We start from the raw sequence: 20,611 nt of genomic DNA, 5'->3' as shown, positions 1-20,611 counted from the left end.
TAATTAGCAAATTACCAAAGCCATGGATTAATCGAAGGAATGACACCATTCACCGTAAGCCCGCGCAAAATCGAGATGACACCCACAGCAATCGCCGTGACTACACTTGCTTTACGCATAAATCGCCGCCATTTCTTATTGGCAAAAGCAGCGATCGAAGCAGCCACAGCTAAAGCAGGGAAAGTCGATAGCCCAAACAAGGCCATGACAGCCGCTCCTTCAAGTCCTGAGCCAGTGGAGGCTGCCGTCATTTGCATCGCATAAGTTAAGCCGCATGGCAAAAATCCGAAGGCTATTCCAGTTGCGAGCAAATGGAACGTTTCCTGCTTAGCAGAGCGAGAAGCACCGCCTACTAATCTTTTGTGCAGAAAGCTAGACAATCGGTTCATGAGCGGCAGCTGAAATCTCCGCCAAAGCCAGAGCAGCAAGAAACAGCCGCCAATAATGGATGCCAATCCTTGAACCCCTGCAAATTTACCTGCAACATCCACAAAAGAACCTACTGTTCCCATTACAGCCCCTAATAAGGAATAAGAGAGAATGCGGCCTGTATTATATAGAAGCATTGATTTTTTGACTGGCGCTGAGGAATTTAATGAGACGGTTGATACAATCCCCCCGCACATACCGATACAATGAGGTGCGCTGAATAAGCCTGTTAAAATAATGAATCCAATCAGCTGCCAAGTCAGCGTCATCTGCTTGCACCAACCCGGCTCTTGCTTTGCAGCTGACCAGAAAGCCGAAGCGCATTACTTACAACAGAAACAGAGCTAAGCGCCATCGCCGTTCCAGCCATCCAAGGCTCAAGCAAACCAAAAGCAGCAAAAGGGATGACGATAACATTGTATAGGAAAGCAAAGGTTAGATTTTGACGCACATTTCGAATCGTTAATCGGCTAATTCGAATCGCTTCTGGAATGGCGTGCAGACGAGAGAAAAGCAGCGTCATATGGCCTGCGCTAAGCGCTGCATCTGTTCCTTCACCCATTGCTAAGCCAACATCGGCTGCGGCTAATGCTGGTGCGTCATTCCATCCATCCCCTGCCATTGCGACTCGTTTGCCGCGACGCTTTAACTGCTCCACCAGCGCCAATTTGCCTTCGGGAAGCATGGAAGCATGTATGCTTGAAATCCCAACCGCTTTTGCAGCAGCAATTGCCGGCGCCCTGTGATCTCCAGTCGCTAGAACAGCGGAAACCCCTAAATTTTTAAGCTCTTTCACTGTCTCTCTCGCGTTTTCCTTTATCTTATCGCTAAATGCGATTGCACCAGCAATCTCATCGTCTATTGCTGCATATAGCACGGTTTCACCCAAATCCTCACGCTGCCTTGCGAATGCAATGATATCGACGCTCAAAGCCCATTGGCGTTCTGCTGCAAACCGAGCGTTTCCGATAGCGAAGCGCTGCTCCTCAATTATCGCTTCAACGCCTCCGCCTGGTGTGAAGACATGATGACTGGAAGCTGGAATAATAAGCCCTAGTCTGACCGCCTCCTTCTCAATTGCTCTTGAAAGCGGATGTGTGGAGTCCGCTTCAGCGGCTGCCGCCAATCTCAGCAAAGCATTTCGGCTTCCTTTAATAGCTAGTGAAGCACTTATATGAGGCTTGCCTTCCGTTAATGTTCCTGTTTTATCAAAAATGATCGTTTGAATACTTGCCAAACGTTCAAGCGCGCCCGCTTCCTTCGTAATAATGCCTTGTTTCGCAAGTCTGCTGGCTGCAATGACAAGTGAGATCGGTGCGGCTAGACCAAGCGCGCATGGACAGGCTGCTAATAAAACAGCAATGCCGCATATGAATGCTCGGCTCCAATTCCCCGGCTCAAGAAATAATCCCCACATGAAAACCGTTGCTACGGCGAAGAGAAGCATAACAGGAACAAACCAGCTTGCAGCCGCATCTACATTTCGCTGAATGGCTGATTTTGACCGTTGTGCTTGACGAACAAGCTCCTGTATGCGGTTAAGCATCGTATCATGGCCAGCTGCCTTCGTACGAATGCGAAGCTGCGAGCTTTCATTCCAAGTTCCCGCCCACACTTGATCTCCTTCCCGCTTTGCAATCGGCAGACTCTCGCCTGTTAGCAATGATTCGTTGGTTGCGGAGTGACCGCCGCATACAATGCCATCGACCGGAATCGTTTCTCCTGCCTTTACGATGACAATATCGCCCGCTCTAACAAATTCGGTCTGAATATGTATCACTTCACCTGCCCGTTCAACCGCCGCCGTCTGACTTTGCAGTTTGCCGAAGCCGTCTGATCCGCGCTGCGCACGCAGCGAGGCGGAAACTTCAATGTATTTACCCAGCAGGACAGCTGTGATTACGACAGCAGAAGTTTCAAAATACAATGGCGGTGCATGAGCAGCCACCTCTGAGATCGACCGAAACAAGCCGTTTTGAAATACGACATAATGGCTGTACAAATAGGCGGCTGTCGTTCCAATGACAACAAGCACATCCATATTGGCGCTTCGCTCGCGTACCGCATGATAAGCACCGAAGTAAAAAGGCAAACCTATTGCAAATTGAATAATCGTGGCTAGTATGAGCTGCAACCAAGGGATAGTAAGCCAAGCAGGCAAATAATCAAGCATCGGCCTTAAAAACGGCAGATGCTGCATCATTCCAGTTAATAACGGTACCGTAAGTACCGCTGAAGCTATGAGTCGCAGCTTCAATATACGATGCTCCTTGTGCAAGCCTTCTTTAGCTGTCTCATTAAGCATCGCTTCAAAACCTAATTGCTTGACACGATCAGCAATTTGTTTCGCTCCGAGCCGCTCAGGCTTAAACTGCACCCAAGCGGTGCGAAGCGGAAAGCTGACGGCAGCCATTTGAACACCATCCATTTTGCTGACTGCTTTCTCTATTCTTGCCGCACAAGCTGAGCAGCTCATGCCCTGAACCGCAAAATCTATCGTAAGGTCGCTATCCTCTACCTGATTATCATGTACCTGCTCCATTTGCAGCACCCGCCCTTCGTTCATCGCTGTTAATGCCTGTACCTCTGCGTTAAACTATATGACGGGCAAGCCAATTGCATGATTGGAACATCTGTTTACATTCTATTTGGCGCAGGAAGTCCCAGTATGTGAAGTGCATCCTGCATCGTTTGCTTATAACGCTCGGTAAGCCAAATACGCAAGCTTTTCGCTGAGCCTTCAGCCTTCAAAATAGGACATGTGGCGTAGAAATGGTTAAACAATGCGGAAAGCTCATATACATACGTACAAAGCTGATTAGGAGACAGCTCCAAAGCGGCAGCTTCCAGCGTTTCAGGCCAATAAGCTAATTGTCTCAGTAATGAATGCTCTTGAATCTCAAGATCGCTAATCTCAGCTAGAGCTTGTGGGTTAAACTCCGTGTCGCCTGCTCTCTTCAAAATACTGCTGGAGCGAGCATACGTATACATCAGATAAACACCTGTATTGCCGGATATTTCGGTTGCTTGATCAAGATCAAACACAACCTCTGTTTGCAAATGAAAACGAAGCAAGTAATAACGAATCGATGCTGCTGCTATCGTACGACTTGCCAAGCCGCCTTTACGGGATCTTTTTGCGTCTATGATTTGTTCCATTCTTACTAAGAAATCCGCTATTTTTATGCCGATTCCTTGCCTGCCTGACATCGCATACGCATGCTTGCCGTCTGACGTATCGATACCTAAACCACTTGCCGTATTTGGGCTTAATGCAACAACACCATAACTGACATGTTTCAACTGTTCTGCTTGCTCCTGAAAACCCAAAGCGAGCAATGCTTGTTTAACCATAGCTTGAGGATACTCTTGGCGCTGATCAATTACGTTTATGACCATATCCGCATGACCGATTTTTTTCCTTGCACCGCTTGTATGCGTTGACCACAGACCATCAGAAAACTTCTGGTAACGGAAATCGTTATCGAGCAATCCAAACTTCCACAGATGGTAAGCAATATCTTTGGCCGTATAAGTCAAAATACCGTTTGAGCGAACGAGCACTTTATCTGCGTGGAAATCCGATTGTTCCTCTGGTTCTCCGTTTTCATCAGAATGCTTCAGCACATAACAGCCCTTCAGCTTCCCTTCTGTTTCCTTGCGGAATATTCCCGTTGATTGCAGCAGTTCAAACGCGCGAGCCCAGAAGCCTTCACGCACAATATTGCTTTCCCATACTAGAACATCATAAGTGATGCCAAACTGCTTCATTTCCTCGACATGCTCGCGTACAATTCTTTCTGCGACCAACAAGCCCATCCATGCTACATTCGAATGCCCTTCTTCCAGCTCTGCAAGAACCTTGGTACGTTGTTCAAGCAATTCTGGCTGCTCTTTATAAGCCCGATTAATGCTTGAATACGTATCCCAGCAAAAATCCCCAAAACGCTCATAAGGCAGCACCGACTTTGTCTGAAGAATGCCTACCACCGTATCCGCCAATTGGTTGCCTAGATCATCAATGTAGTTATGCACCTCAACCTGATGACCCGTCCTTTTGAGCATTCGCGCAATCGTATCGCCTACGCAGGAATTACGCAAATGACCAATATGCGCTGATTTATTTGGATTGATAGATGTATGCTCAACAAGCACTTTTTTGTTAACTGTCGTTTTCTGCGAAGATAGCTGATCTGCATTGACTGCCCACCAAGACCAATTCACATAGAAATTAAGAAACCCGGGTGAAGCAATTTCAATCTTTTTTATGGATGAGGAAAGACTTGGATGCTTGATTAATTTTTGTTTGAAGTCGTCTGCAATCAATGAAGGTGCACGTTTTAAAAGCCTTGCCAGCTGCATTGCAATATTGCTGCTATAATCGCCATGCGCTAAGTTAACGGGATGCTCGACCGCAATTTTGAAATTTTCAGGTCGCTCTGTACGTCCCTCTTCCAGCATGCCTTGCGTTATTTCTTCAATTGCTCCAATAATCAACTTATGAATCATTGTAATTCCTCCTATTATCAAAATAAAAAAGGCCCCCGTCTCTAAAATAAGAGACGAGAGCCATAAAGATCCCGTGGTACCACTCTAAGTGCCAAGCCTGATAAGCAGCTTGACCCCTCATTTTCGTAACGGTCAATGACCGGATTTGCCTACTAAGTAACTTCGTTCGTTTCGGCAAACCATTTCATGGGCCCGCTTCATCTAAGACATCCGTACCGGCTTCCACTAACCCGGCTCGCTGCAACTATCGGTCCTAGACTACTGTCCCAATCGCTAATGTTGTTATTTCCAACTCATATGCTTAGAAGTATTTATACAGGAAGTGTATCTCGGTGTCAAGTCTCGCTGCATTTTTCGAACTATAACTTCCGTTTGTTCAACGTTTCATCATCCCACACTTGCACTTCAATGTATCTTTCTGGTCCTCTTTCTCCCTTGGCATTCCATTCTTGTGGTAATCCAAATTCTCTTACTACTTCAAAGATCTCGTTCATAGTATAGACCTGACCTCGATAAGGCTTTCCGTCTTGGAGCCTCATCGTCGGAAACAAATCTCCATAAGTAAAACTAATCGTATTTGGCTCGAAATTCGACATTGGAAATTGCAGTACTTTACCTGCTGGATACCATTCTAAGAGCCATGGACATTCCCCGAGAGTCATATAATGGGGAAACTTCCGAATGGGCATGCCGCCTTTATCTATAAATAAATCTCTTGCTTTTAATTCGAGACTCCGTCGAATTTCCAGATAATCCGTGGACCGTTTGCTAGCGAAGCCTTTATTTTGAACAATGATTTCGTTTAAAACACGATCTGCTTCCTCTGGATTTAAGTCTGATAAATTGCGGAATGGACCAGTCGATTCATCATAGTAGTGATACAAGAATTCAAGCATGCCTATATTCCCCCAATCCATAAAAAGTATAATACTACTTATGGTTGCTTTTCAATATGGAAAATAGTAGAATTATTTATAGAACGTATGTTCTCATTGATAACAAAGGAGTTGCACCTTATGTTTAAGAAACTAGAATGCGTTTGCATTCACACGATCGAAATTGAGAAATCTCTTGCCTTTTACACTGCGATGGGTCTAACTGAAAGCTGGAAAATAGAACGAGCATTAGAGGATGGGTTTGTTTGGAAAATCATCGGTCTAAAATTTCCAATGAAGGACAGCTCTGAACTTGTTCTTAGCAATCATCCTGACAACAAATTTACTGAAGTTGAAATTCTGGTTGAAGATGTCCGTGAAGCACACAACGAGTTAAGCAAAAATGAAGAAATTCAATGGATTAGAACACCCTTTGCTACGGAGTCTGGACATGTCGCTGTATTCGAAGCCCCTGATGGCAACGTTTTCGTTCTAGTTGGAAAATAAACCAAAAGCCGTTAAGAAGAGTTGTATATGGGCGAGCCCCCGAATGGGTCCAGCACTCATATCCCAACAAACATCTTATCGGCTCTTTTTTAACTCATTTCTATTAGAAATTCATAGAAGTTATTTCGTAGATTTTTGCAGCAACTGATATAAAATAACAGCTGCTTGTGCACGGCTTGCCGTTTGATTTGGTGCAAATCTGCCATTGCCCATGCCATTAATTGTACCTGCTGCTTGCAGCATGGCTACAGCCTCTTTGGCATATTCAGCAATTGCTGCTGCATCATTGAACTCGGCTTTATCGTTCACTTGTTCTAACGTTATGCCTGCTTTTTGCAACGCTCTGTATGCCATTGCTGCCATATCCTGACGGTTAATTTTATCATTAATGCCAAATGTCCCATCTGACAACCCTGTAACAATGCCTAATTGCTGAGCTGAAGCAGCTGAATTATAATACCAAGCGCCTTCCTTCACATCATGGAATGTGCTGATCGCTCCTGTTTGCTTCAGGTTTAGCGTTTGAATAAGCATATGGATAAACTCTGCTCTCGTCACTGAACGATTAGGCTCGAAAGCTTGTGAAGATGCACCTGTAACGATGCCACGAGCTGCAAGCCCGATAATACTGTCTTTCGCCCATGAAACGGAAGATATATCTTTAAAGCTTACATCGATTGAAAGGGCTGCAAATTTACTAAAATGAGTCGTATTAAACTTGGCTATACCTGTAACAGCATCGTATCTGCTATTCGCAAGTACTTCAAGCTTCCCGTCCTCAGAAATATACAGTATGACGATTTGATTTGCATTTTCGCCATTCTTCAACTCGTAAGGCACAGATACATTTACAGATAGACCATTACCAAACTGGCTTATCATCTTGCCGCCAATGATTAAGCTGAAATCATAAACCGCATTCGTTCCAATCTGTTCACGAACCTCGCTAGACAGTGTATCGGCTGCGATTTTATTAACAATGAGTTCAATATTTCCTGTCGATTCAGTGGCATCTAATAATGAAATCGGCAATTGAACAGTAGCAAGGCCAGCGTTGAATTCGATGATTTTAATACCTGCCGTTTTCGCAGCTTGAACTTGCTCAACAGAAATATTGAAAGCGACCTGCTTCGCCTTATCTACAGCTTTAGCCTGGAATTTCAATAAACCAGCTTTAGCATCTGCAATAGCAGCTTTCACATCGGCAGCACTGATAGATGCCTTAGCATTGCCGTTCGCATCTATAGTAGCATTAATTTCTCCTGGCTTATTAGCAGGAATGCTGCCTGTGTTGCCGTTGCCGCCAGGACCTGGGTCTCCTCCGCCATCAGGCTTGCCAGCTAATACAAGCACACCTAATCGTGAGGTGTTCTCATAAGAATTTCCTGTAGGATCGTTCCACATCCATACACTATCTCTTTTACCCGTACCGTTATCATCATTGTTGACCTGTAGATCAAAACCAATGATCGTCTCGTTGCTTGGAGTGATCAAATCCAAGTTGATTGCAGCCTCTACAATGTAACCGGTAGCAATATTATCAGCCCCATAAACTGTCTTCGTCACCGAAGTGTAGTTGTCATGAGAGGCATGACCGCCAACCGTATGCAGATTTTTGTAATTAATTCGATACTGGCCATCATCACCCTCATAAGCGCTAGTTTTTCCATTGTTTTGATCTACGAAAACTTCAATGGAATCATGTTCCCATGGGTTTGGACTCGCATCCGATAATTTTTTGTCGGTTACCAAAGCATAAACATAAAGATGCTTATCGTCCCACATCGTATAAAATTCAGCTTTAGAGCCTTCGCCGCCTTCTACTTTAACTTGGGTAGCAAGCTTGCTCGCGCTCGCCCACATTGCATCCATTTCACCGTCGAGAATAGGCGTGCCATATTTTGCAGTTGATACTTTTGTTCCTGAGATAAGCGTCAACTCGCCATAACCGCTGCTATTCTGATCTTGATTGTTTCCAAGATCGCTCCACGAAATGATACTGCCATTCTTGCCATGCTCAGTACCGTCATCTGAACCAGAATCTGTGACGCGAATATCATAAGATACTTTGCTGTCCAATGTGCTTCCGCTTAACGGAATAGCAGCAGTAATCGTGTAACCTTTATTCGTTTCTACAGCGTTAGCTGCCCCTCTTTCAACCGATACCTTTTTAATTTCATTTCCGCTCTTCACGAACAAATCGACCTTATCACCAACAAATTTCGATGGATCAGTCACGATTGCCTTTACATAGATATTATTTTCATCCCACAGCACTTTCATCGCAGCTTCTAATACGCCGCTCTTCTCCAATGAAATAGCTGGAATTGTACTCCAGAAAATATCATTGATGTTGCTTGGGTTTGGACTTCCATTTGCAGCATTTGCCGTTTTCTTCACCGCTACCAGCTTCGTTGGATCAACCATTCCCCAATAAGCAGGTTTCGCTTGGAAGTTTTTATCGAAAGCAAATGGCGCGTCTTGACGAGTGACCGGACGATTGTGGAGCCATGTATGGTCGTCAGCGATACCCCAGAAGGTAACATTGCTTATCCAGCCTTCTGGATTTTCTGCTGTCCTGCCCAGATCATCCAATTTCTTCAATTCTTCGAATAGCTCTTTAAAACGGTAGCCTTGTTTGGCAAGCAAATCTTGAGGCACTTCTTGGTAGGCATCCGTGTTGTTCGAATAAACCGAGACATCAAATTCAGTTAATTGGTTGTCGAATCCGGCCTCACCGAACATCTTAATTGAATTAGAAATTTGCTGAATTGACGGTCCGCTAATGTTAATATGAGTTTGGTGGCCAACCGAATCAATAGGCACACCTTCTGCTTTTAATCTCTTTGCAAGGTTTAATAAAAAGTTTGCTTTTTGCGGATTATTTGTTCCGTAATCATTAATAACTAGCTTGGAATCCTTAGCCTTTGCATATTTTATCGGGTCTTGCGCATATAACTCATCGAGCAATCTACGCGTTTCAGTAAAGGCAACTTTAATGAAATCCTCGCCTGTTAATTGATACCATAAACTATTACGCATACCATTCGGTCTGCCTTCATCAATGACCTCATTCACGACATCCCAATCCGTTGCGACGTCTGCATATCTTGGCACCACAACGCTTAAAAAATCTTTTAGCCGACTGAGAACAAGCTCTTTGTTTTCTGGAGTTGGACTCAATACGGTGCCATTATCATCGTTAAACATCCAGTTTGCTGCTTGTTCATGCCACACAAGTGTGTGGAATCGCATGTTCACTTTGTTGTCTCTTGCGTATTTGGCAAGCCTGTCTGCACTCTCGAAATTGTAAGTTCCCTTTGTTGAATTAATTGAACCAGGCTTCATTGCATTCTCAGCAACGACTGAACTGAAATGCATATCTAGAAGTTCTCTGCTTTTCCCTTCAAGCTGAATCGGCTCTAGCGCTGCCCCTACTTTGAAATAATTTTGATAAACATCCTTCAGCTTCGCTAGATCTGTCTGAACAGGTAGGGATGTCTTAGGCGGCAGTTCCGTCATTAAGACCTTAATATCGTCGATATAATAAGCGTCACTTACTCCCGAACTTTCAACATAGAAGCTTAAATCTGTTAAATTTGAATTGAAACTAAATGTCCCCTTGAGCTGTACCCAATCTGTCGAAGCTACTGCTGCTGAAGCAATGCTTACCCAGCTCTTGGATCCACTCGCATCCAGTTCAGCCGATAACTTTATCGTTCTGGAAGCCGAAGGCACTTCAGTAAGCTTGACGAAAGCTGTAACCTCATATTTTGCATTTTTCGTCATTTTGTCGACTACACTAACGGTCGGCCCGTTCCAGTCCAACGTACGGCCTGTCGTTTTCAAGCTGTATTGGCCTGACTTTTGCTGTTCTTGCGATACCGTTACGGCTACGCCATCTCCTCTTGGTTTCCAGCCTTCGATTGTACCATCATCGAAGTTATAGCCGAATTCCAATGGCCCAATCGGAGTTCCTCCACCACTGCCGGGATTATCAGTTGGCGTATGATCTACAATCAAGAGATCATCAATAAACACGTCAGCAGTCGACGAAACTGTCTCCAAATACATCGTCATAGCTTTTGAGCCAGTAGGCCTCGTATACGATGTTTTGGAGAAGGTTGTCCAGCTTTGATCATCAATGTTCTGGTTGCCCACGATCCAATCAAAGTCATTCGTTTGATCAGTCATTCTCATCGTAACATGTGCTTGATCAGTACCCGCTCCAAGCTTTACTTTGAACGAAATATCGTAACTATGTCCCTCTTGAAGCAAAGCATTGAGCTCAATGCTCGGGCTGCAGCTAACACTCCCACGCCCAGATAACTTTAACGATTTTGATCCCGTTGCGGCCTGCTCTGAAGAAACGGCTGCCTGCGCAGTGCCTCCGCTGCAATTAAACGGCTGCCAGCTGCCAGCATTTCCATCCTCAAACCCATTTTGAAGCACTGTTGTTGCTGCAGCTTGAGCTGTGTTCTCGAATCTTCCTATCGGCGTCAGCATACCGAAGAGCAAAATGAACGCCAATAGCATACTTAACTTCCTTCGCATTTCCATCCCCCTTGTCATAAATATAGACTGATAACGCTTACAAAAAAATCTTATCAAAACAGAAAGGGATAAAATACCTGAAGAAATATAGATTGTACCCTAAAAATATTTGTTATATTTATTACTTTAACTAGAGGTTTACAGTTTACAAGGGATGAGTACCACCTAACGCAGTCGACAATTATTTCGCACAAAAAAGACCCTTATCTCAAAAATGAGAAAAGGGTTTAACCATTATTATCATTACTTTTAGTTGAAAATTGCATAATACGGAACCTGCACATTAGCGAGTTCAACAAGCTTTACATGCATTTTTGTTCATTTTCTGCAACTCCATTATTATCAATGATTAACTTCGCGCTCCCTGAAAGTGATTCGGTATAACCGCAGGCGACAGTCTCCTTCGTCATTCCCCTGTCATCCGTATATTTCAAGTATACGGCGCCTTCACCTGTTAATTTCAATTGCGGTTTTATTCGAACCGTGTCGCCAGCTTTAATTATTTTTGCATAGCTATGCTTTTCAGAGCTTGAGATAATTCCAGTTTCAACCGAAACGATATCATAATCCGATTGATTATTAATCGTCACAGAGAAGCTCTGCAGCATTCCGAAATTGTCAGTATTTGTTCTAAGCCAGTTGAATAAAAAAATGACAAGCAGCAAAGAGAAAACGCCCAAAAACATATATCCTATTTTCTTGCTCATTATGGCTCCTCCCTCTCTTCAAGGTGTTGATCTGATTATCGATGCGTTTTTCCTAAATATGTATGAATCCTCACTTCTGCCTGATATGTAATAAGACACTCTTTCTATTAAAAAAGTAACATGTCATTAAAAAAATGTTTCAAAAGAAGGGTCTTCCAAAAAGTTAACTTCGGAATCCATAACCAAGTTTTACATAATCTTATCTTAGAAAAAAGAACCTTCGTATCTACTTTCACTGTGACTTGTAAGGTTCTTTCTACATCCATAAAGTCTACTCGCTCACGCACTTTTGGGGACAGTTTCTAAACTTAGAATTTTGTTCTACAAAATAAAATAGCCTGTGGCCTGTTGTTCCACTAGGAACAAACAGGCACGCAGGCCAAGTACAATGAAATTTATAGTTGTGGCCATTAGGCCATATTAATTTGCTATAGTCTGTTCATTTATTACATCTATTGCTCGGTTAAAATAATCGGACCATTTTCTGTAATAGCAAGCGTGTGCTCGTATTGCGCAGATAAACCGCCATCGATCGTTCTAGCCGTCCATCCGTCTTCATCGATTTTGCTGTGGTACTTCCCAGTATTAAGCATAGGCTCAATTGTCAAAACCATCCCGGCCTTTAAACGTGTTCCGCGATTCGGCGGGCCATAATGAGGCACTTGAGGCTCCTCATGCATTTTCTGACCAATACCGTGACCTATAAAATCTCTTACAACCGAGAAACCTTGTGCTTCCGCAAAAACTTGAATCGCGTGAGATATGTCTCCGATTCTGTTTCCGACTACAGCCTGCTCTATCCCTTTATAAAGGGATTCCTTTGTCACATCAAGCAGCTTTTGCGATGTTTCCGATATATTTCCGACTGCATAAGACCAAGCGGAATCCGCTAACCAACCGTCTAAATTAACCACCATATCAATGGTTACGATATCACCATCGACTAATGCCCGCTCACTTGGAAAACCGTGGCATATTACATCATTAACCGAGGCACATGTTGCAAAAGGGTAGCCGTGATATCCTTTTTGCTCGGGAGTAGCTCCATTTTTTTGCAAAAAAGCTTCGACAAATTTATCAATCTCCAACGTCGTTTTGCCGGCTTGAATAAATGTTCGCAGTTCCCGGTGGCAAGCAGCTAAAATTTCACCAGCTTTTTTCATCTTTGCTATTTCTTCACTCGTCTTGATAACAATCATTTCAATCACCCAATCCTTTACTTCTTGGACAATGATGCCTGAAGTATTTTTCTAAAAAACAGTGTGATTCTAAGGATACCTCAAATGGTCAAAAAAATATATCCAAACTGCACAAAAACCGTCAGCATTTTGTCAGTTGTGTGTTCTCATTATATGTGCAAATGTCTCTGCGTGTGTAGAGAGGCATTTTAAGGTTTTACCCTTTTTGGGAGAGATAGCAGCTTATCGCGAAGCTCGATATATGCATGATCCCAGCCCATTTTCGCAAAAAAACGAAGACCGTCCAGACCTTTAAAGTATCGAGCTCCAATAAGCCGTTCTTTAAAGTTTTCGATTGGTTTGCCTATATGCTCATAATGAACACGGAATGCTTCGCCCAAATCTATCCCAGGTATTGCTTCTTCTATCGTCGCTATATCGATCATAAAGTCGCCGTAGATGAACCCAGCATCTATAATTCCGGTAATGCTGCTGCCATCAGAAATAATATTCCACTCATGACAATCATTATGAACAAAATGTCTATGCGCTGCGTTATAGCTGCAAAATGCCAACAGCCTCGAATATATCTCTTCAAAAACATCACGCTCTAAACAGGTCGTCTGAAACAGCTCATGCCAGTTTTCCCAAAAGGTTCCCTCCTGATTCTCTGCAAAAGACGCTGCTACAAATGACTCCCAATCAGCATATTGACCATTTTTCCCGTCGATGACCGGGCCATATCCTGTTGTTTGTCCTAATTGAACCTGATTCATCTTGGAAATGACATGAACCAGATCCGGCACAACGGCCATTTTCTGGTCAGCCTGCAAATCCGCCAGTACGATTCCAAGCTTTCGCTCTGAAATACAATAGGAGAAATGCCGCTCTTCACCGATACCACAAACTTTCGGATAAGGCAACTCCTGTGAAGAAAGCAGATTTGAAATCGTCTCTTCCTGCAGAAATGATTCCTTGGATGAATTGAAGCGAATTACATACGGTTCATTTGCCCATTCGAAGAAAAAAACGCTGCTGAAATTACCGCCCTCATTAGCCATAATATGGCTTACTGCGCTTCCAAAGTGACGCAGCAGCACCGTATTCACTTCTTGAATCGATAAACTGGGTTTCGTATGCGACATAATCAAGCCCCCCAATAATTTGGATTAAATATAGCTTGATTTCATTAATCGCAGCAAGAGAAACAATAGATATATTCATTTGATACTTATTCCTCAAGTGATCTATTCCTGTATTCGATTATACAAATAAAAAAAGCCCGCAATGGGCTTTTTTAGAAACCTATTATTCTATTATTCTCCAGAAGCTACTTCGCCTTGCCATTGAAGCATGCCGCCAGCTACGTTTACTACTTTAAAACCTTGAGATTCGAGATAATCACAAGCTTTCCCGCTGCGGCCGCCGCTGCGGCAAATAATAATGATCTCTTCTTCCCCTTGCTGAAACTCATCAATCCGCTCTTGGAGCGCTGATAGCGGAATGCTGCGTGCTTCTTTAATATGGCCTTCTTGCCACTCCTCTGTTTCACGAACATCAACTAGATTTAAGGTTTTACCTTCCTTCAACTGGCTCTCTAACTCGGCTGTCGTAATCTCTGAGTACATGTTACCCATCCCTTCAAGCGATGCATTTAAATTTTCATTTACAAGCATTGTAACGCTACGGCCAGCTCATGTCTATCTTGATTAACTCAATTAATTATTAACAGCATTAAGTAATTGGAACATACTCGCCGCTCCATTCATATTGGTAGTCATTGCTTATCCGTATGTATCCCAGTATAAAGCGTTGTCTTTCCCTGTAAAAAACATCTGAGTAGTTCTGATTGTCTCGATTACCCTCAGCTACGAGTATCTGAGTATCCTCGCAACTCAAAATAATGCCAATATGATCATGAGGCTCATCAGAGAGCAGCTTATCGTAAATGACAATATCGCCTCGCTGAGGTGTAAATCCATCCTGCCCATCCTTATTAAAAAATCCAGTTTCAGGCAGTTGTGCCCATTCCAGCCAAGCTGCTACACCCGCGAAACGACAAACACCATTCGGGTAACGAATGGGGAGACGAAAGCCGGCTAATTTGCAGCAATAATAAACAAATGCAGCGCACCAGCTATTTTTCAACACTTTATGGATATCTGAGTCCGGCCAATATCGGCATATCTCTCTATACCTTTCATCGCCAGGCACGCCAATAATATCTTTACCCGCAAGCGACTCTGCGATGTCAGCAAGCAGCTCCCGCGTTGTTGAACGCTCATCCGTCTCGCCTGTATCACAGTTTATTAACGCTCCTACAGACTTGGCGGGTATCATAAGTTCATTTAATACCTTTTCAAGTCTACTTTTCCCGCCCTGATCAAAACAATGATTTGGCTGGTGAAGATACAATTGCAATAAATAGGCGTCCTTTAAAATTTCTTCATAAGGCCCTTTGCTTCTGCTTCTGTCTTCATAATAGAAGATCGCTCTAAGAATAATATTTTGCTCTTCCTTTGTGAACAGATCCAAATCCCGAATAAAAGGTCGTACGGATTCTGCGCTGTTAAGACCACAAAACTCACTAATACCGGTTTTGTAATCATAATATCGGTGAAGCAATGCTGCGGTTGATGCGAGCTCAGCATCCTGTCCTCTTTTCATTGCCAACATGGAGGCCAAGCTAGCAACGCCGAAAAGACGAATAGACGCTTCTTGTTTTTTCGCCTCATTATTGATCGATGAAATCAATTCTTGTACAAAAAAACGAATGCTTTCCATTCGATGTTCTTTTTTTATCGTGTTCAAATAGACACCTCCTCCGCATGGATAGCAGTATACTAACGCTTCTTTCTGTTTTTCGCTGCAAGCAGACGATTGATTGTAGCTCCGTTCTCTGTTTTGCCTTGCAAATTCACTCGATTCGAATCTAGTTCTCTTGCAACGTTAGGATCATTTTCTTGCGCGCGCTCCACCTCTTTGGTTGGCACTTGTAAGCTCGTGTTCCTTGCAATAGAAACGTTCACTTTTTTCTCATCGTCCCGATTGCCTGAAGCATCTCCTGATTGGCCTTTTTCTTCACGATCTCGTGGATGGTTATCTCCGCTATAAAAACGGACTGCTTCTGACTTTCTTTCCTTTAAGCGACTCACAGAGCTTGACGAATGGGCACTTAAAGCTCTTTCGTTATCTCGCTGGATTGATAACTTCGTTTTTCTACTAAATGTTTGGATAAGCGGCTGAAACACACGATTCCATGAAATAGACAATCTGCGAATGGCGATATCAAGCAGCCATAGCACCAGTGCTGCCACGAGAAGGCCATGTGTCCAGTTATAAACTTGCCGTGTAAGAATAGGTTCAAATTGGAAGGCTTGCTTTGGGTCTATTGGATCTAAAATTCTTCCACTAGTTGTGGCGGCCACCTGTTCAAGCAGCTTTAAACCATCCTGATTTGCGATTCGATATTCTGGCGAATAAGGGATCACAAATCCTGCCGTATTCCCATTTTGAATAGACGAGTGACTATCCCCTTGACCAATCTGCGCCAAATAAACACCGGGTTCAGTAACCGTTAGCTTCGTTTCAAATTCACCTGGTGCCACTGGCATTAATCGCTTCCGTTCGCTTACTCCCTCTTGATTCAGAATAGCTGCAGAAAGCTTGCTGTCATCTCCTGCTCCCTCCGCCTGTGAATGAACGGTTACCTTTGCTTCAGTACCATTCACTTGTGCAGTAATGGAATAGGGTGCACGCTCAAACTGGGGAAACGTCCATTTTACCCAATCAACGAAAACTTTAGGAAGCTCAGCCCATTGCACCCATTGGCTTGACCATTTTCCGCTTAAATCACTAGTCCATGCAACCGTCCTTCCAGAACCATAAGACCAGCGAGCGAGGAGTGGATCGCCTTCGGGTGTCCATAATGCAATCTCGGCTGTTTCTTTCGGCGTAGTTGCTATATAGGCATGGATTGCAGGCAAACCATTGCGCCAAAGGGAAGACCACTCTCCTGCTTGACCGATACTTGGGGTGAAGGTTTGCTCCACGACGTACGTTCTAGACATCATCACGGTCTCTCGGCTAAAAATAGCGGGAAGCGTGCTTTCGTCTTTCGTAAAGTAATACCGCCCTTTGGCATTTTTCGCTAGCTGCTCAAGCAGTCTCTGATCAGCGCCTTCTCCTACAGCAACTGTCGACAGCGTCATATTTTTCTCATTCATTGCATCTGTAATCGTATTGTAGTTGGCATTCGTTGAAGATTGACCATCCGTCAGCAAAATCATGTGCTTGCGCTGTGCGTCAAGCTTATTTAAACCTTCATAACCTTCATTCAGCGCTGAAAATATTTCGGTGCCTCCTTCAGGCTGAATGCTTTGGATTTGATCAAGGACAGCTTGGCGATCTGTAAGCTTCGTCGGCTTTACAACCCACCAAGGCGAAGAATCAAACGCAACTACTCCTACTGTATCGGTATCTCGCAGCAGCTCAATCGTTCGCATGGCAGCTTCTTTCGCTAGATCAAGCTTGCCATCCGACATGCTTCCAGATCGATCAATGACGAGTACAAGTCCTAGCGATGGAATTTGTTTTCTTCCTTGCAGGTCCATATATACGGGTAACGCACGCTCAACTGGCGTTTTGAAATAACCGCCAAGCCCAAAGCTTTCGTCGCCTCCGACCATCATCAAGCCTACCCCATAATCGCTAACCGCTTTTGCAATCCATTCCATAGGCTTCTCAGCTATACGCGCAGCGGATACATTATTCAAAATAATGCTATCATATGCTGCATATTGTGCTAGTTCGACCGACAATTGCTCTGGCATGATCGTCTCGTAACGGATGACGGAAGCTTGCAGCGCAGCTTCTATGTTAGCTGAGGAATCAGGAACGCCTTCCACAATTAATACGTTTGGTGGACCGCTTACCCGGCTAAAGGCATGTGCAGTATTATTTGCCGGCTGTTCATCGCCTGCCGTAAATATTTCAGCTCTAAAACGGTGAAAGCCGGGGTCCAGCGCAACGCTTTGCAGCGAATAACGATTTTCGCCTCTTTCAAGCTGGATATCCGAAACTGAGAGCTCAGCATCATCTGCATAGAGACGAAGCTGTGCCTGACCCGCAATTGTACTGTTAATGGCAATCTCAAAGGTAAAGGTCTCCCCTTGCTTAAGAGCTGCCGGTACATTTAGTTCTTCAATCGAGGTGTCCGTTACAACCGAAGTGTTGATATCGACAACATCGACTGAAATACCTGCATTTTTGAGCATACGTGCTTGTCGAAGCACATCACCTGTATTTTCTGCACCATCAGAGAGCAGAACAATATGTCCTCCGCCTTCTTTTTGCAGCATAGCTCCTGCTAACTGAAGCCCTTGTGACAGATCGGTATAGTTCCGATTGACATTCGCTTGGAAATTAAACTCGGTATCCCCTGCTAATTCCTCATTCGTAACCGTCCGTTCAACTGCCGCATTCAACCCAGAAGAAATGATTCCTCCCCGATCAGCTTCTTCTTTAGCAGTCCACGCCTCATTTATCCACTTGCCTATTCGTTTATCGGCTCGCATGCTCTCTGACCTGTCAGCGACAAATACGAGGCTGCGCTGCTCTCGCTCAATAAATGGCTGGACTTGAGCTGCAATTGCAATCAGGAGCAATAGTATAATCGAGCGTGTGACAATAGACATTATTTTTCTGCGGCCGCGAAGTCGAAGGGTCATTTTGAACATCCAAACGATATATAAAAGCCAAGGAAGCAGCAATAGAAACGCGAGCGGGAACTCAGCCTGAAAGCCCACGGCGATACACCTCCCATTCAGCTGCCATAATGAAGAGCAATAAAATCGCAACATACAATTGCAACGATATCTGCTGTTCTTCTGTTGAACGATCTATGCCGGTAGCTGGAGCGAGCTCAGAGGTTGCGTTTGGCAAAAACACCCCTTCAACGGCTCCATTATTCTGAAGCTCCTCATGATCAACCGTGACAGCGAGCAACCGGCTGCTTACAGCGGTTTGATCTTTGTCGCTTTCTACGAGGCGGTATAACCCTGGAATGGAAGGTGCGATATATAATCCAGCTGAATCCAAATCAAGCTCTGCTGACTGACGAAGCAGCGCACGCTCAGCTTGGGAGTCTCCTCCTGTAAGCTCAACCGCTTCCCATGCCGCTTTGACCGTATTCGTATGTAGAGAAATTTCCATTAACTGATCTGCAATAACAGAACCAAGCTCAAGGTGAGAACCACCGCTCATCCACTGTGCAGCTTGAAGGATAAGAATCGGAAACTCTGGCCGGAGCGGCAAATCTGTATCTTGAAAATTAAAAGTAAAGCGCAGCTTCGCCTTGCCATTCTCCTTGCCTGCATAAATTGCCGGTATTCCGCCATAGCTAAGTACCGGCTCTCCCCATAAAAGTTCAGATGCATCAGGCTTCTCCAGTCGACCGATATGCGTATCAGCAAATGTGATATAAGTCGTAAGGGGATGCTCCTTCTTCTCTACTCTCGTGTTCGATGGAATGCTTGCTTTTTCATCCGATTGATCGGGATGATCGATCATCCATAGCGGCTTTGATTTAAGCAGCATGGACCATTCAGAGTCGGCCAGCAGCCGTTCATTCATCCCATCTAAAATAATCCAATCCAGCTTATCAACCTGCTCACCTGTTGGAACGACGCTGTCTGGACTTATTTTTACCGTTTGTACGCCTGCCAGCTGCAGTGCTTTTTCCAGAAACAAATTTCCTTCCGAAATGAGAAGTGCTTGCCTAGCACTTGGAATTGTCGGAAATTGAAATGCCGTGTTATCAATGACAACAGCATCCATACGTTGTTCAATTCTGGCCTTGTAATAAAGGGCTGGAGGAAGATCAACGATCTCCACGCTTTCCCAATCGCCTGCTGGAACAATAACGGTTCGATTTGCAGCTAAAATCTGCTTTTTCACGTCACTCTCATCATTTGCAGCGAATACATCAAGCTTTACTGTCTGCTCCCGCTTACTGTCATTTTGAATCGTAATCATACCCACACTTTTACCGCTATCGTTCGAATCTGCTTTGATGCCAAAATATAAAAGCGATACATTGCTGTCAGAGCTCGCTTGTCCTACGATTACACGCTCAACTTTTGCATGCAGGTTAAGCTTGTTGGCTTCTGCAGCATCTGACCACTGGCCATCTGTAAAAATTACGACTTCTCCATGTGAATCCTCTTGCAACAAAGAATCTGCTAACGAAAGGGCTGCGGTATGATCTGTTTTTCCATAAAAAGGAGTTATCGCTTGCAGTTGTCGTTTCATCTGCTCTTTGTTTCTTTGGCGATTCGTCAACACTTCAGGCTGTGCGCCTGTGGCAACAATCGTAATCAATCGAGCAATCGATTGTTTGTCAAGCCAGATCTCTGCTGCTTCTATTGCTGATTCAAGGCTTGTCTTCGCACTAAGATTGATATCTCCTGTTTTTGCCGACATGCTTGCAGAACGATCAATAAGGAGGACAGCATGACCAGATGGCGCTGCCTGCCTCAAGACTATGGGCTCCATTAAAGCGAATACGAGTATTAGAGCAACGAGCAGCTGCAAAATGAGAAGCCAGCGGCTGCGGAGCTTTTGCCATGGCCGATTCGCTTTCTGCTCCTGCAATACCCGTCTCCATAGCAGGTGACTAGCGATATGCTGGTTCTTATAGGTTCGTTTTAGGATATACATGGCAGCGATAGCTGGCAACGCAAATGCAAACCAAGCCGATGCCACGGACAAAAACTGCATCCAATACCCTCCAATCCATTCTAATCATGCTTTAAAGAGATCTAGGATAGTACATATGCAAAAACCTTTTAAA

The 20,611-nt window shown here is 44.2% G+C and carries 13 protein-coding genes and 1 other annotated feature; of the genes, 1 reads left to right on the top strand and 12 read right to left on the bottom strand.

The genetic code is table 11. The features are described from left to right. Positions 1 to 11: 11 nt before the first annotated feature. The 4 genes from MHH56_RS15045 to MHH56_RS15030 all read right to left on the bottom strand — a co-directional run bounded on the left by MHH56_RS15045 (position 12) and on the right by MHH56_RS15030 (position 5,834). Positions 12 to 698, bottom strand: coding sequence for a sulfite exporter TauE/SafE family protein (locus MHH56_RS15045; RefSeq protein WP_339209057.1), 687 nt, complete (start codon positions 696 to 698; stop codon positions 12 to 14). Beyond that, positions 695 to 2,971, bottom strand: a complete 2,277-nt coding sequence (locus tag MHH56_RS15040; RefSeq protein ID WP_339209055.1) for a heavy metal translocating P-type ATPase — start codon at positions 2,969 to 2,971, stop codon at positions 695 to 697. The genes MHH56_RS15045 and MHH56_RS15040 overlap by 4 nt, the downstream gene beginning before the upstream one ends. 95 nt (positions 2,972 to 3,066) lie before the next feature. Further along, entirely contained in the window at positions 3,067 to 4,938 is a 1,872-nt protein-coding gene (argS, locus tag MHH56_RS15035) for an arginine--tRNA ligase (protein ID WP_339209053.1), read from the bottom strand. Positions 4,939 to 4,984: 46 nt separating this feature from the next. After that, positions 4,985 to 5,221: a binding site (T-box leader), on the bottom strand. A gap of 76 nt (positions 5,222 to 5,297) precedes the next feature. Beyond that, positions 5,298 to 5,834 (bottom strand): hypothetical protein, encoded by a 537-nt coding sequence (locus MHH56_RS15030; RefSeq protein ID WP_339209051.1) that lies wholly within the window; start codon positions 5,832 to 5,834, stop codon positions 5,298 to 5,300. A 120-nt stretch (positions 5,835 to 5,954) separates the two neighbouring features. Between MHH56_RS15030 and MHH56_RS15025 the strand changes: the two genes are divergently transcribed. After that, positions 5,955 to 6,320 (top strand): VOC family protein, encoded by a 366-nt coding sequence (locus MHH56_RS15025; protein WP_339209049.1) that lies wholly within the window; start codon positions 5,955 to 5,957, stop codon positions 6,318 to 6,320. Between the two features lie 120 nt (positions 6,321 to 6,440). On the opposite strand, the gene MHH56_RS15020 is transcribed toward MHH56_RS15025, so the two are convergent. From MHH56_RS15020 to MHH56_RS14985, 8 genes are all read right to left on the bottom strand, one after another. Next, the gene (locus MHH56_RS15020; RefSeq protein ID WP_339209047.1) at positions 6,441 to 10,850 is read right to left on the bottom strand and encodes an endo-1,4-beta-xylanase; all 4,410 of its coding nucleotides are present in this window, start codon (positions 10,848 to 10,850) and stop codon (positions 6,441 to 6,443) included. 326 nt (positions 10,851 to 11,176) lie between these two features. Then, complete coding sequence (locus MHH56_RS15015) at positions 11,177 to 11,581, bottom strand: hypothetical protein (protein WP_339209045.1); 405 nt, start codon at positions 11,579 to 11,581, stop codon at positions 11,177 to 11,179. 452 nt (positions 11,582 to 12,033) lie between these two features. Further along, positions 12,034 to 12,780, bottom strand: a complete 747-nt coding sequence (map, locus tag MHH56_RS15010; protein WP_339209599.1) for a type I methionyl aminopeptidase — start codon at positions 12,778 to 12,780, stop codon at positions 12,034 to 12,036. A gap of 188 nt (positions 12,781 to 12,968) precedes the next feature. After that, the gene (locus tag MHH56_RS15005) at positions 12,969 to 13,904 is read right to left on the bottom strand and encodes an aminoglycoside phosphotransferase family protein (protein ID WP_339209043.1); all 936 of its coding nucleotides are present in this window, start codon (positions 13,902 to 13,904) and stop codon (positions 12,969 to 12,971) included. 171 nt (positions 13,905 to 14,075) lie between these two features. After that, entirely contained in the window at positions 14,076 to 14,435 is a 360-nt protein-coding gene (locus tag MHH56_RS15000; protein ID WP_339209041.1) for a rhodanese-like domain-containing protein, read from the bottom strand. Positions 14,436 to 14,493: 58 nt separating this feature from the next. Continuing rightward, positions 14,494 to 15,570 carry a CHAP domain-containing protein gene (locus MHH56_RS14995; RefSeq protein ID WP_339209039.1) on the bottom strand — a complete coding sequence of 359 codons (1,077 nt, stop codon included), beginning with the start codon at positions 15,568 to 15,570 and terminating at the stop codon, positions 14,494 to 14,496. A 32-nt stretch (positions 15,571 to 15,602) separates the two neighbouring features. Continuing rightward, complete coding sequence (locus MHH56_RS14990) at positions 15,603 to 18,566, bottom strand: VWA domain-containing protein (protein ID WP_339209037.1); 2,964 nt, start codon at positions 18,564 to 18,566, stop codon at positions 15,603 to 15,605. Further along, entirely contained in the window at positions 18,550 to 20,538 is a 1,989-nt protein-coding gene (locus MHH56_RS14985) for a VWA domain-containing protein (protein ID WP_339209035.1), read from the bottom strand. Before MHH56_RS14985 ends, MHH56_RS14990 begins: the two co-directional genes overlap by 17 nt. Between the last annotated feature and the right edge of the window lie 73 nt (positions 20,539 to 20,611).

Origin of the sequence: Paenibacillus sp. FSL K6-3182 (assembly GCF_037976325.1) — a bacterium.
Classification (GTDB): Bacteria; Bacillota; Bacilli; order Paenibacillales; family Paenibacillaceae; genus Pristimantibacillus.
This window is presented reverse-complemented; position numbering and strand designations above follow the sequence as displayed.

Excerpts from the sequence above, each read along its gene's own strand:
- MHH56_RS15025 (WP_339209049.1), top strand. The coding sequence starts at position 5,955 with ATGTTTAAGAAACTAGAATGCGTTTGCATTCACACGATCGAAATTGAG.
- map (WP_339209599.1), bottom strand. The coding sequence starts at position 12,780 with ATGATTGTTATCAAGACGAGTGAAGAAATAGCAAAGATGAAAAAAGCT.
- MHH56_RS15005 (WP_339209043.1), bottom strand. The coding sequence starts at position 13,904 with ATGTCGCATACGAAACCCAGTTTATCGATTCAAGAAGTGAATACGGTG.
- MHH56_RS15015 (WP_339209045.1), bottom strand. The coding sequence starts at position 11,581 with ATGAGCAAGAAAATAGGATATATGTTTTTGGGCGTTTTCTCTTTGCTG.
- MHH56_RS15045 (WP_339209057.1), bottom strand. The coding sequence starts at position 698 with ATGACGCTGACTTGGCAGCTGATTGGATTCATTATTTTAACAGGCTTA.
- MHH56_RS14985 (WP_339209035.1), bottom strand. The coding sequence starts at position 20,538 with ATGCAGTTTTTGTCCGTGGCATCGGCTTGGTTTGCATTTGCGTTGCCA.
- MHH56_RS15040 (WP_339209055.1), bottom strand. The coding sequence starts at position 2,971 with ATGGAGCAGGTACATGATAATCAGGTAGAGGATAGCGACCTTACGATA.
- argS (WP_339209053.1), bottom strand. The coding sequence starts at position 4,938 with ATGATTCATAAGTTGATTATTGGAGCAATTGAAGAAATAACGCAAGGC.
- MHH56_RS15000 (WP_339209041.1), bottom strand. The coding sequence starts at position 14,435 with ATGCTTGTAAATGAAAATTTAAATGCATCGCTTGAAGGGATGGGTAAC.
- MHH56_RS15030 (WP_339209051.1), bottom strand. The coding sequence starts at position 5,834 with ATGCTTGAATTCTTGTATCACTACTATGATGAATCGACTGGTCCATTC.